This is a genomic window from Bosea sp. Tri-49 (assembly GCF_003952665.1).
In the GTDB taxonomy this organism is placed as follows: domain Bacteria; phylum Pseudomonadota; class Alphaproteobacteria; order Rhizobiales; family Beijerinckiaceae; genus Allobosea.
Window position 1 is genome coordinate 5,043,655 of record NZ_CP017946.1, and the last position, 12,925, is coordinate 5,056,579.

Consider the following 12,925-nt stretch of genomic DNA (forward strand, 5'->3'; position numbering starts at 1 on the left):
CCCATGAAAGCCCTGACGCAAGGCCGCTATCTCGGCCGCGACGGCGAAGCCGCCTTGTTCGATGTCGGCCTTGGCGCGACGATCACTGTGCGTATCCTTGAAGGCGATATCGGTCGGGTGACGCTGAAGCCGCAAGATGGCTACCGGCTCGACCGCGGCTGGTCGATCGCGCCGGGCGGGCTCGAGCCCGCCTATGAAGGACGTCCGCGCGACGATCTCTCCGGTTTCGCCTGCCCGCAGGCGAGCGTCAGCGAAGGTGAGGGCAAGGTCACGCTGTCGGCTGGCGGCCTCTCCGCCGAGGTCACGCTCTCGCCCTTCGGCATCGCCTGGCGGCGCGAGGGCGAGGCTGATCCCTTCCTGCAGGATCGCACGACGCAGGCCTATCTGATCTCGCCGCGCACCGGCGCGCTCGCCCATTTCATGGCGCGCGACTATGCCGAGCGGCATTACGGGCTCGGCGACAAGGCCGGCCCGCTCGACCGGACCGGGCGGCGCTTTGCCATCGATGCGGTCGATCCCTGCGGCTTCGATGCCGAGCTGTCTGATCCGCTCTACAAGATGCTGCCCTTCTTCATCGTCGACGGGAAGGCGGGCGCCCATGGCGTGTTCTACGACAACCTCTCGACCGGCAGCGTCGATCTCGGCTGCACGCTCGACAATTACCATGGCCTGTTCCGCTCCTGGAAAGGCGATGACGGCGATCTCGACTATTACGTCATGGCCGGCCCGACCGTGCCGGATGTGGTCAAGCGCTTTTCCTGGCTGACAGGTGGGCAGGCCTTCGCGCCGCGCTGGTCCTTCGGCTTCGGTGTGACCTCGATGGCGATCGCCGACGCGCCAGACGCCGATGCTCGGATCAGCGACTTCATCGCCAAGTGCCGCAAGCACGCCATACCCTGCGACAGCTTCCATTTCGGCTCGGGCTACACCCAGATCGGCCAGCGCCGCTACGCCTTCAACTGGAATCGCGAAAAATTCCCGGAACCGCTGGTGACGATGAAGCGGCTGAACAAGGCCGGCATGCACACCGTCGCCAACCTCAAGCCCTGCCTGCTTGACGACCATCCGCGCCTGCAGGAGGCGCTCGACCAGGGCTTCCTGGTCAAGGATTCCAAGACCGGCGAGCCGGCCGTGGCGCAGTTCTGGGACGGGCTCGGCTTCCATATCGACTACACCAACCCGAAGGGCCGGGCCTGGTGGCGCGCCGGTATCGAGAGCGCGCTGCTCGACCACGGCTTCACCACGGTCTGGAACGACAACAACGAATACGAGATCTGGGACGAGGACGCGGTCTGTGACGGCGACGGCCGCCCCTTCCGGCAGGCGCTGGCGCGCCCGGCGCAGCCGCTGCTGATGACCAAGCTCTCCTACGAGACGCAAGCCGCGCGCGAGCCGGGCAAGCGGCAATATGCGATCACGCGCGGCGGCTGTGCCGGCATCTCGCGCTACGCCCAGACCTGGTCGGGCGACAACGAGACCGCCTGGAAGACGCTGCGCTACAACCTGACCCAGGGGCTCAATATGAGCCTGTCGGGCATGTTCTCGATCGGCCATGATGTCGGCGGCTTCCACGGCCCGACGCCCGGTCCCGAGCTCTTCGTCCGCTTCAACGAGTTCTGCGCGCTCTGGCCGCGCATGGTGATGAACTCCTGGAACGATGACGGCGTCGTCAATCTGCCTTGGATGTATCCGGAGATGGTGCCGCAGGTGCGCGAGGCGATCTCGCTGCGCTACCGGTTGATGCCCTATCTCTATACGCAGATGTGGCGGGCGAGCCGCGACGGCATCCCGGCCGTGCGCCCGCTGCTCTACGATTTCCCGCAGGATGCGGCGGCTGTGGCGGTCGACGATGTCTTCATGCTCGGCCCGGACGTGCTGGTCGCGCCGGTGTTGGAGGAGGGCGCGCGCGAGCGCAGCGCCCACCTGCCTGCCCATGCCGGTGGCTGGTACGACTGGCATGACGGCAAGCACTACCCTGGCGGTGTCACCGTGACGGTTGCGGCGCCGCTCGGCCGGCTGCCGCTGTTCGTACGCGCCGGCGCGCTGATCCCGCTCGGCGATCCCAAGGGCATCAGCACCGAGCGCGAGGTGCTGGTCTGCGGCGTGGTCGAGGGTGCTACCGGTGAGCTCTACGAGGACGATGGCGAGACCGCCGACTGGCGCGGCGCCGGTTCGACGGTGATCCGCTTCGAGGTTCGCAATGGCGAGGTCGCGATCGAGCAGCAGGGCGAGGGCAAGCCGGCCTTCAACAAGATCGCCATCCGGCAGATCGGCGGCTGAACGCGCACGGTGGCGCCGGCTTAGTCAGCCGGCGCTGTTGCGCCACTAGGTGCAATCTGTATTTGTCATGTCGACAATGGATGGCGACATGACTGACAGGACCATGGCTCCGACCGAGCGCAAACGGGGCGAGGGCGTCAAGCTCGTCTACGACATCCTGCGCGACGACATCATCGACCTGGTGCTGCCGCCCGGCAGCCCGATCGACGAAATCCAGTTGGCCGAGCGCCTGTCGATGTCGCGCACGCCCATCCGCGAGGCGCTGGTGCGTCTGGCGAGCGAAGGGCTGGTGACGACGCTGCCGAACCGCTCGACGGTGGTGTCGAATATCGACTTCCTCAACCTGCACACCTTCTTCGACGCGATCACGCTGATGTATCGCGTCACGACGCGGCTGGCGGCCGAGTTCCATGTCGCGGCGGATCTCGACATCATCCGCGCCCGGCAGGCCGCCTTCGCGGGTGCCGTCGAAGCGCAGGATGCGCTCGCGATGATCGCCACCAACCGCGATTTCCATGCGGCGATCGCCGAAGCCGGGCGCAATCCCTATTATACCGGGCTGTTCTGCCGCCTGCTTGACGAAGGCCGGCGCATTCTGCGGCTCTATTACTCCTCCTTCGAGGACCGCCTGCCGCTGCGCTATGTCGCCGAGCATGAGGAGATGATCGCGGCGATCGCTGCCCGCGACGTCGAGGGCGCCGACCGGTTGGCCAAGGCCCATGCCGACCAGATCGTCCAGCAGATCCAGCAACTAATTGCGCGCGACCGGCGCCAGACGCTGGCGCTGTAGGGCGCGCGCTCCTCTTCCAGATCACCCGTCATTCCGGACAAGCGGCGAAGCCGCGCAGCTCCGGAATCCATCGAAGGGCACCGGAGCTCTACGATGGATTCCGGCGCTCCGCTTCGCTTCGGCCGGAATGACGGTACCGGGAGAAAGCCGCGTCGATAGCCCGATCTAGCGGGAGTTTCGACTGCATGATTTTCTTGTCGACAAATAAAATACAAAGAGTATTATTCTTGTCGATCGAGGCGGCGAAGCAGGCCGCCCGTTGATCCGCCAGCCCGAGGAGCGCGTGATGAAGGCCCAGATCTTTTCCGGCTGCATGCCGGCGCTGATGACCCCTTGCAAGGATGACCGCAGCCCGGACTTCGAGGCGCTGGTGCGCAAGGGCAAGGAGCTGATCGCCGCCGGCATGTCGGCGGTGGTCTATTGCGGCTCGATGGGCGATTGGCCGCTGCTGACCGATGCGCAACGCATGCAGGGCGTCGAGGCCCTGGTGAAGGCCGGCGTGCCGGTAATTGTCGGCACCGGTGCGGTCAACACCGCCTCTGCCGTCGCCCATGCCGCTCATGCCCAGAAGGTCGGCGCCAAGGGCTTGATGGTGATCCCGCGCGTGCTCTCGCGCGGCTCGGTGGTCGAGGCGCAGCGCCATCATTTCAAGGCGATCCTCGCTGCCGCCCCCGATCTGCCGGCGGTGATCTACAACAGCCCCTATTACGGCTTCGCCACGCGCGCCGACCTGTTCTTCGCGCTGCGGGCCCAGCATCCGAACCTGATCGGCTTCAAGGAGTTCGGCGGCGCCGCCGACATGCGCTACGCCGCGGAAAACATCACCAGCCGCGACGACGACGTCTCGCTGATGATCGGCGTCGACACCTGCGTCTTCCACGGCTTCGTCAATTGCGGCGCGACCGGCGCGATCACCGGAATCGGCTGCGTGTTGCCGAAGGAGGTGCTGCACCTCGTCAGCCTCAGCCAGGCGGCGGCCAAGGGTGATGTCGAGGCGCGCCGGCTGGCGCTCGAGCTGGAGGCGGCGCTCGCCGTGCTGTCTTCCTTCGACGAGGGGCCGGAGCTCGTCCTCTATTTCAAGCACATGATGGTGCTGAAGGGCGACGCCGAATACACGCTGCATTTCAACCCGACCGATGTGCTCGGCGAAAGCCAGCGCGGCTATGTCGAGGCGCAGCTCAAGCTGTTCGACGCCTGGTATGCGCAATGGTCGAAGCAACCCAGCGCGCTGAAGCACGCTGCCTGAGGATTGGCTCAGGAACAGGCCCTCCTGGTGACGGGAGGGCCTCTCTATTGGGCCATGGGTGTCATGTTGCCCGACGTGACGAATGTCTCAGTTGGGCCGGTTGCGGTCATTATTTTGTGGCCAAAAGAGGGGCGTTTCAGGCTCGCACCAGAGATCGAATTAGCATCTCAATCCCGCCATAGATACCCGATTGCTAAGAATGCGGCCGGCAAACCAATCAAAGCTCCAAATATCAGGCCGCCGAGAAATGAATACTCATTAGTATGATAAAAGAAATAACTCCCAAAAAAAGAACCAATGATGCTGCAGGCACTCCAAACGGCGATGAAAATTGGGATAGTGAATAAGGCTCTGATCATAAAAAGCCCGCTGAGATAGATGGATTACTGCTCGCTGCCCCGAAGACAAGTCGGATAATTGAGGTGTCGCTCGGGGAAGCATTACATCTCAGAAGCGGGGCCACAAGGTCGGAAACGGGTCGTGAGCTGACCGTCCCGCCAAGCCTCTGGCCTTCTCGTTGGTTAGGTGACGGCGTCGAGGCCGAGCGCCTCCAGCCGGTCGAGCTGCTCGATCTCGGCGGCGGTCAGCGCGATCCCGTCCGTCAGCGAGCCCTGGCGGGCGTTGAAGCGGCGCTGCGAGGGCAGGCGCGCGCCCTGGCTGGCGATCGCCTCGAACAGGATCTCGGCGCGGGCGAAGGCATCGCCGGGGCGGCCGGCGGCGAAGCGCTCCGGCGAGAACGCCAGGATCAGCTCGCCATGCTGCGGGGCCAGCGTCGTGGTTCCCAGGAAATCGAGCGCGCCCTGGCTGGTCAGGTCGCCGATCATCACGCCGGCCAATAGTTCGATCATGGTCGAGATTGCCGAGCCCTTGTGGCCGCCGAAGGGCAGCATCGCCCCGGCGAGCGCAGCGGCCGGGTCGGTGGTTGGCTGCCCCACGGAATCGAGCGCCCAGCCCTCGGGCAAGGGCTTGCCGGCGCGGCGGTGCAGTTCGATCTCGCCGCGCGCCGCGACGCTGGTGGCGAAATCGAAGACGTAAGGATGCGCGCCTTGGCGCGGCCAGCCGAAGGCGAGCGGATTGGTGCCAAGCAGCGCGGCCGTTCCGCCCGCTGGCGCGACGGTGGCGTAGCTCGGGCACATCGCCAGCGAGGCGACGCCCAGTTCGGCTAATGTCTCGACCTCAGGCCAGAGCGCCGAGAAATGCGTGCAGTCGTTGATCACCAGCGCCGCAAGGCCGAGTTGTTTTGCTCGCTCCGCGAGGGCTGGCGCGCCGAGTTCGAAGCCGGCGCAGGAGAAGGCGCCGCCGGCCGAGACGCGCAGCACGGCCGAGCCGTCATCGTGCAGGACGGGCTCGGCGTCAGTCGAGACCTTGCCGGCCTTGATCGTGCGTAGGCAACCCTCGACCCGGAAGACGCCATGCGACTTGCAGCCGTCGCGCTCGCCGGCTGCGATCACGCGAGCGAGCGCCGCGGCATGAAGCGGCGACAATCCGCCCTTGCGGAAGACCGCCTCGATCCGGCGCGTCAGCGTCTCCATGCTGAGGATCGTCGTCTCGGCCATCGCGCGCTCCGCTCGTTGCAAATCTGTATACATGCTGTATTCAGAAAGCCGACATGACTTCAAGCGGGCGTAACGCCTCAGGAAGGTTCTGATCGATGGCCAGCCATACCTTCTCCTGCATCGATGGCCATACCTGCGGCAATCCGGTCCGCCTCGTCTCGGGTGGCGGCCCGCGTCTTGACGGCGCGACCATGCTGGAGAAGCGGGCGCATTTCCTTCGGGAGTTCGACTGGATCCGCACCGGGCTGATGTTCGAGCCGCGCGGCCACGACATGATGTCGGGCTCGATCCTCTACCCGCCGACACGGCCCGATTGCGACGTCGCCGTGCTGTTCATCGAGACCTCGGGCTGCCTGCCGATGTGCGGCCATGGCACGATCGGCACGATCACCATGGGCATCGAGAACGGGCTGATCACCCCGCGCGAGCCAGGCAGGCTCTCGGTCGACGCACCGGCCGGCAAGGTCGACATCAGCTATCGTCAGGAGGGCCGCTTCGTCGAGGAGGTCCGCCTCACCAACGTTCCAGGCTTCCTTTATGCGGAAGGGCTGACCGCCGAGGTCGAGGGACTCGGCGAGATCGTCGTCGATGTCGCCTATGGCGGCAATTTCTATGCGATCGTCGAGCCGCAGAAGAATTTCCGTGACATGGCCGACCATACCGCCGGCGTGCTGGTCGGCTGGTCGCCGAAGCTGCGGGCGGCGCTGAACGCCAAATACGAGTTCGTCCATCCGGAACACCCGGAGATCCGGGGGCTGTCGCACATCCAGTGGACCGGCAAGGCGACGCAATCAGGCGCCCATGCCCGCAACGCCGTGTTCTATGGCGAGAAGGCGATCGACCGCTCGCCCTGCGGCACCGGCACCTCGGCGCGGATGGCGCAGCTCGCCGCCAAGGGCAAGCTCGGCGTCGGCGACGAATTCGTGCACGAGTCGATCATCGGCTCGCTCTTCAAGGGCCGGGTCGAGGCGGCGACGACGGTGGCGAACCGTCAGGCGATCATCCCCTCGATCGCCGGCTGGGCCCGGATGACCGGCTACAACACCATCTTCATCGACGACCGCGACCCGTTCGCGCACGGCTTCGTGGTGAAGTAGGCCACGCAGGCGGCAGCCGTCGTCGAATTCGCCGCTTGTCGGTGGCAAGCGGCGGCGCAACTCGCCAGTCGCATATCTCCAGCTGACCAATCAGGACGCGCTCGCCGCGGCCAATGCCGCTGCTCGGCTTTCCGCCGACGGGACGCCAGAGCGCTGCTTGACACGCCGCAAGCACCATCATATCCCTATCGGAAATAGATACCAGTATATGAAATAAATTTCAAGCTGGTCATAACGACGCTGGAGATCGGTCCGGCGTCAAGCTCTGGAGGGGAAACATGCGCATCAAGGAACTGGCAAGGACTCTGACGCTGACGGTTGCTGCAGGCCTCGGCCTGTCGCTCGCTCTGGGACATGGCGCGGTAGCGCAGACCCCGGCGCAATTCCGCTGCAAGGAGGGCGAAACCTACTACATGAACGTGATGGTCTCGGGCGTGGAATACTGGTTCCCCGTCTACGAGATGTTCAAGCAGGCGGCGCAGTCGCTCGGCTGCAAGACCGCATATACCGGCACGCCGGAATACGACGTCACCAAGCAGATCGCGAGCTTCGACCAGATCCTGGCCAAGAAGCCCGCCGGCATTCTGGTCCATCCGATGAATTCGGACCCGTTCATCGAGCCGATCAACCGGGCGACCGCCTCGGGCGTGCCGGTCGTGACCTTCGCCGCCGACTCGCCGAACAGCAAGCGCGTCTCCTACGTCACCTCCGACAATGATCGCGAGGGCGCCTATGCCGCCGACGTGATCGCCAAGGCGATGGGCGGCAAGGGCGAGTACGGCATTCTGGAAAACCCCGGCCAGGACAATCACGACCGCCGCGTCACCGCTTTCGTCAAGCGGATGGGCGAGAAGCATCCGGGGATCAAGCTGGTCGCCCGCGCGCCGTCGAACCAGGATCCGACCAAGGCCTACAATGCTGCGCTGAGCATGGCGCAGGCCAATCCCAATCTCGGCGCGCTGTTCATGCCGGAGGCCAATTCCGCCCTCGGCGCGGCACAGGCGGCGCAGGAACTCGGCGGCAAGATCAAGGTCATGAATGCCGACGTGAACGGCAAGATCCTCGACATGATCAAGAGCGGCCAGGTCTTCGGAGCGATCAACCCGAACCAGGGCATGCAGGGCTATATGGGCTTCATGCTGCTGTTCATGGCGGCCCATCCCGAGCTGATCGACCCGATGAACGACTACAAGCGCTCCGGCTTCAACCCGATGAGCGTGCCCGTCGTCGACAACGGCTTCGCCGTCGTCACCAAGGACAATGCCGACGATTTCTACTGGGACGCCTATCTGAAGCGTCGTGGCACCAAGGGCATCAAGGAATAAGCTCGAGCCCTCTCCCGGCGGAGCGCCGCTACGCTCCGCCGCTCTCCTTTCTCGCGACGAGGCGTGCCATGCAGCCCCTCGCCCTCGAAGTCCGCAATGTCAGCAAGAGCTTCGGCCCGGTGCGCGCGCTCGACGGCGTCAGCCTCAGCCTGCGCAAGGGCGAGGTGCATGCGCTGATGGGTGAGAACGGCGCCGGCAAATCGACGCTGATGAACATCATCGACGGCATCCTCAGGCCCGACGGCGGCGAGATCCTGGTCGGTGGCCGGCCCGTCGAGATCGCTTCGCCGCAGAAGGCGCATGAGCTCGGCATCGGGCTGGTGCATCAGGAGATCGCGCTCTGCCCGGACATCTCGGTCGCCGAGAACATCTCGATGGCGGCAACCAATAGCCGGCGCGCCTGGCTGATGGATTATCGCGAATTGCGTGACCGCGCCGGCGCAATCCTCGCCTCGCTTGCCGAGATCGATCCGCAGGCACTGGTTGGCGAGCTCTCGATCTCCGAGCAGCAGATCGTCGAGATCGCCAAGGCCCTGGCGCTCGACTGCTCGATCCTGATTTTGGACGAGCCGACCGCGGCACTGACCGAGCGCGAAGCCGGAAAACTGTTCGGGATCATCGCGCAACTCAAGGCGCGCGGCATCAGCATCATCTATATCAGCCACCGCATGGCCGAGGTCTTCGCCCATTGCGACCGGATCAGCGTGCTGCGCGACGGGCGCTATATCTGCACGGAGGAGGTCGCGACCACCACGCAGGAGGAGATCGTCCGGCGCATGGTCGGCCGGCATCTCGGCGACATCTATCCGGCGAAGAACCCGGCCAGCGCCACGGCGCCCGTGCTGATGTCGGTCAGCGGCCTCAGCGACGGTGCTCGTGTCCGCGACGTCTCCTTTGATTTGCGCCGCGGCGAGGTCTTGGGCATTGCCGGCCTGATCGGCGCCGGCCGTACCGAGATTGCGCTCGGCATTTGCGGCCTGAACCGCCTCAGCTCGGGCAAGGTTGCCTTCGAAGGCCAAGAGGTGACGCCGCGCAACTACGCGCAGAGCATCAGTAACGGCATCGTCTATCTCTCCGAGGACCGCAAAGGCGCCGGCGTCTTCGTCGACCTGCCGATCGCGATGAACATCTCGGCGCTGGACATCGACCGCGTCTCGGCCGCTGGTTTCGTCAGCCGGGCCAAGGAGCAGGTGCAGGCGAAGAGCCTCGCCGATCAGCTGCGTCTAAAGCGCGGCTCGCTCGACGACGCCGCATCGACCCTGTCGGGCGGCAACCAGCAGAAGGTCGCGCTCGCCAAGCTCCTCTCGGTCTGTCCAAAGGCGATCATCCTGGACGAGCCGACGCGCGGCGTCGATGTCGGCGCCAAGGCCGAGATCCACCGCATCCTGCGCGAGTTGTCCGCGGGCGGGACCGGCATCATCGCGATCTCGTCGGAGCTGCCGGAGCTGATCGGCCTGTGTGACCGGGTTCTCGTGGTGCACGAGGGCAGGGTCGCCGGCGAGGTCTCCGGCGACGATCTCAATGAGGAAACGATCATGCGGCTCGCCTCCGGGCTTGCGATCGAAGGGCAGGAAGCGAGATGAGCGTGGCCAGTGGAACGGGCGAGGAGCTGCGACCGGTCGCGGCGCGGGATGCGGCCGGCGGGAGCTGGCGCAACATCGCCAGCATGCGCGAATTCGGGCTGGTGCTGATCATCCTGGCGCTTTGCGTCGCGATGAGCTTCGCCTCGCCCTATTTCCTGAGCTGGGGCAATTTCCGGGCGATGCTGATGTCCTTCTCGATCGAGGGCATCGTCGTGGTCGGCATGACCGTGCTCCTGATCGTCGGCGCGATCGATCTCTCGGTCGGCTCGGTCGTCTGCTTCGCCATGGTGGTCGCCGGCACCGCCTTCCTTGCCGGCATCGATCCCTGGACGGCGAGCCTCGCTGGCATCGTCGCCAGCGCCCTGATCGGCGTGGCGATGGCCTCCTTCGTCACGCTGATCGGGCTGCACTCCTTCATCGTTTCGCTCGCCTTCATGGTGATCGTGCGCGGCCTCTGCCTCGCAGTCACCGACGGCAGGCCATTGTCGCTGTTCTCGTTGCCGCCGAGCTTCAAGTTCATCGGCCAGGGCACGGTGCCGCTCGACCTGCGCTCCCTCGGCTTCGCGCAGGTCTATGACGTGCCGGTCGTCATCCTCATTTTCCTCGCCGTGGTCGTGGTCTTCGACCTCCTGCTGCGCAAGGCGACCGTGTTCCGTAAGGTGTTCTACACCGGCAGCAACGAGAAGGCGGCGCAGTATTCCGGCATCCGCACCAACCGGGTGAAGTTCTTCTGCATCGTGCTGTGCTCTGGCCTCTCCGGCGTCGCCGGCGTCCTCTACATGGCGCGCTTCGGCGCTGCGCCACCGACCTTCGGCGTCGGCATGGAACTCAACATCATCGCCGCGGCGGTGATCGGCGGCGCCAGCCTCAAGGGCGGCTCCGGCACCATCCTGGGCGCGATCCTCGGCATCGCCCTGCTCTCGGTGGTTTCGAGCTCGCTGACTCTGCTCGACGTGCCACCGGTCTGGCAGGACGTGATCCGCGGGATGATTCTGCTCGCGGCGGTCACGATCGACCACCTCCTCCACACCCGCAAGCGCGCCCGCGGCGCTGTTCGCGCCGGCTGAACGAGCTCGTCATGGCCTCCCATTCCAACGACGATTTCGAGCGGCTGCGCAGGATTCACCGCGTGCTGGTGATGCATTACGTCGAAGGCCTGAGCCAGGCCGAGATCGCCAAGCGCACCGGCCTCTCGCACCCCACAGTTAACCGGCTGGTCAAGGAGGGGCATGAGCGCGGCTATGTGCAGATCTCCGTGCGCTCGCCCCTGCAATCGCTGTTCTCGCTCGAGGAGGCGCTCGCGGCGGCCGGCGCGCTGAAGGAGGCGATCGTCACGCCCACGGTCTCGGATCAGGAAGAGGTCAACCTGACCACGGTGGGCCGGGCGGCGGCCGAACACCTGCTGTCGAACCTCAAGGACGGCGACACGATCTGCGTTTCCGGCGGGCGCGGCGTCGATGCGATGATCCAGGCGCTGGCTCCGAACCGGGCCTATGACGTCACCGTTGTGCCGGCGACCGGCGGCATCCAGGGCGAGTACTTCACCGATGTGAACCATCTGGCGGCGCAACTCGCCCATAAGCTCCAGGGCAAGGCCTTCCAGATCCACGCCCCGGTCTTCGCCGCCTCGCGCGAAGAGCGCGACGTGCTGCTCTCGCTGCAGTCGGTGCGCGAGGTGCTCGCCCGGGCGCGCGATGCCGCGATCGCTGTGACCGGCATCGGCTCGGTGCTGGCCGATCGCTCGACCTATCTCAGCCTGCGCGCGGCGAACCCCGGCAGCGAGAGCGAATTGTCGCGGCTCGGTGCGGCTGGCGAGCTCGTCGCGCACCTGCTCGATCGCCGCGGACGGCTCTGCGACTACCCGCTCAACGAGCGCGTCATCGGCCTGACGCTGGATGAACTCAAGGCGATCCCGCTGGCGATCGGCGTCTGCGCCGGCGCCCGCAAGGCGACGCCCGCCGCCAGCGTCCTGCGCGGCGGCATCCTAGACGTGCTGGCCACCGACGAGGCCACCGGCAACGCGATCATCGACGTATTGAAGGATGAATCCCATGGGAATTAGCCAGCAACTGCGCCCGATGGGCAAAAGCGCGGTGAACGCGAGCGCCGTCGGCCTCGGCACCTGGGCCATGGGCGGCTGGATGTGGGGCGGCACCGACGAGGCCAAGGCGGTCGAGGCGATCCGCGCCTCGCTCGATGCCGGCGTCAGCCTGATCGACACCGCGCCGGCCTATGGCCTCGGCAAATCCGAGGAGATCGTCGGCGAGGCCATCGCCGGCCGCCGTTCCGAGGTGGTGCTCGCAACGAAATGCGGCCTCGTCTGGCACACCGACAAGGGCAATCACTTCTTCGACGAGCACGGCCAGCGGGTCCATCGCCATCTCGGGCGCGACTCGATCCTGCACGAGCTCGAGCAGAGCCTGCGCCGCCTGCGCACCGATTATATCGACCTCTACATCACCCATTGGCAGGACCCGACGACGCCGGTCGCCGAGACCATGGCCACGCTGCTGGAGCTGAAGCAGCAGGGCACGATCCGGGCAATTGGCGTGAGCAATGTCAACCCCGACGAGCTGAAGGCCTACCTCGCCATCGGCCCGGTCGACGCGATCCAGGAGCGCTACAATATGCTCGATCGCGAGATCGAGACGACGCTGCTGCCGATCTGCCAGACGCACAATGTCGCGACGCTGAGCTATTCCTCGCTGGCGCTCGGCCTGCTCTCCGGCAAGATCGGGCCGGAGCGGGTGTTCTCCGGCGACGATTTGCGCAAGGACGATCCGCGCTTTTCGCCGGAGAGCCTGAAGCGCATCGCCGCTTTCCTCGCAGAGATCCGCCCGATCGCCGAAGCCAATGATGCCACGCTTGCGCAGCTGGTGATCGCCTGGACCATCGCGCAGCCCGGCATCACCTACGCGCTGTGCGGCGCCCGCGACCGGACCCAGGCCGTCGAGAACGCCGGCGCCGGCAGGATCGCGCTCGCCAGCGAAGAATTGCGGCGCATCGGCGAGGCGATCGCCCGGCATCTCGGCAAGGCTGCGGGCTGAG

General features: G+C 65.8%; 10 protein-coding genes. 9 read left to right on the forward strand and 1 reads right to left on the reverse strand.

Translation table 11 applies throughout. The annotated features are described in order from the left end of the window. Positions 1-3 precede the first annotated feature (3 nt). The 3 genes from BLM15_RS24370 (at position 4) to BLM15_RS24380 (ending at position 4,316) form a co-directional block, all read left to right on the forward strand. A complete protein-coding gene (locus BLM15_RS24370; RefSeq protein WP_126115176.1) occupies positions 4-2,280 on the forward strand; it encodes a TIM-barrel domain-containing protein in 2,277 nt (758 codons plus the stop codon). Positions 2,281-2,368: 88 nt separating this feature from the next. Then, positions 2,369-3,070, forward strand: a complete 702-nt coding sequence (locus BLM15_RS24375; RefSeq protein ID WP_164547626.1) for a GntR family transcriptional regulator — start codon at positions 2,369-2,371, stop codon at positions 3,068-3,070. A gap of 286 nt (positions 3,071-3,356) precedes the next feature. After that, the gene (locus BLM15_RS24380; RefSeq protein ID WP_126115177.1) at positions 3,357-4,316 is read left to right on the forward strand and encodes a dihydrodipicolinate synthase family protein; all 960 of its coding nucleotides are present in this window, start codon (positions 3,357-3,359) and stop codon (positions 4,314-4,316) included. A gap of 521 nt (positions 4,317-4,837) precedes the next feature. Here the strand turns inward: BLM15_RS24380 and BLM15_RS24385 are convergent. After that, on the reverse strand, positions 4,838-5,872 hold the full coding sequence (locus BLM15_RS24385) for an Ldh family oxidoreductase (protein WP_126115178.1): 1,035 nt from the start codon (positions 5,870-5,872) through the stop codon (positions 4,838-4,840). 95 nt (positions 5,873-5,967) lie between these two features. Between BLM15_RS24385 and BLM15_RS24390 the strand changes: the two genes are divergently transcribed. From BLM15_RS24390 to BLM15_RS24415, 6 genes are all read left to right on the forward strand, one after another. After that, a complete protein-coding gene (locus BLM15_RS24390) occupies positions 5,968-6,969 on the forward strand; it encodes a 4-hydroxyproline epimerase (protein WP_126115179.1) in 1,002 nt (333 codons plus the stop codon). 278 nt (positions 6,970-7,247) lie between these two features. Continuing rightward, positions 7,248-8,294, forward strand: coding sequence for a substrate-binding domain-containing protein (locus tag BLM15_RS24395; protein ID WP_126115180.1), 1,047 nt, complete (start codon positions 7,248-7,250; stop codon positions 8,292-8,294). A gap of 68 nt (positions 8,295-8,362) precedes the next feature. Beyond that, positions 8,363-9,877, forward strand: a complete 1,515-nt coding sequence (locus tag BLM15_RS24400) for a sugar ABC transporter ATP-binding protein (RefSeq protein WP_126115181.1) — start codon at positions 8,363-8,365, stop codon at positions 9,875-9,877. 83 nt (positions 9,878-9,960) lie between these two features. Next, entirely contained in the window at positions 9,961-10,944 is a 984-nt protein-coding gene (locus BLM15_RS24405) for an ABC transporter permease (RefSeq protein ID WP_236846801.1), read from the forward strand. Between the two features lie 11 nt (positions 10,945-10,955). Further along, entirely contained in the window at positions 10,956-11,939 is a 984-nt protein-coding gene (locus tag BLM15_RS24410) for a sugar-binding transcriptional regulator (protein WP_126115183.1), read from the forward strand. Further along, entirely contained in the window at positions 11,929-12,924 is a 996-nt protein-coding gene (locus tag BLM15_RS24415; RefSeq protein ID WP_126115184.1) for an aldo/keto reductase, read from the forward strand. The genes BLM15_RS24410 and BLM15_RS24415 overlap by 11 nt, the downstream gene beginning before the upstream one ends. The last annotated feature ends 1 nt before the right edge of the window (position 12,925 follow it).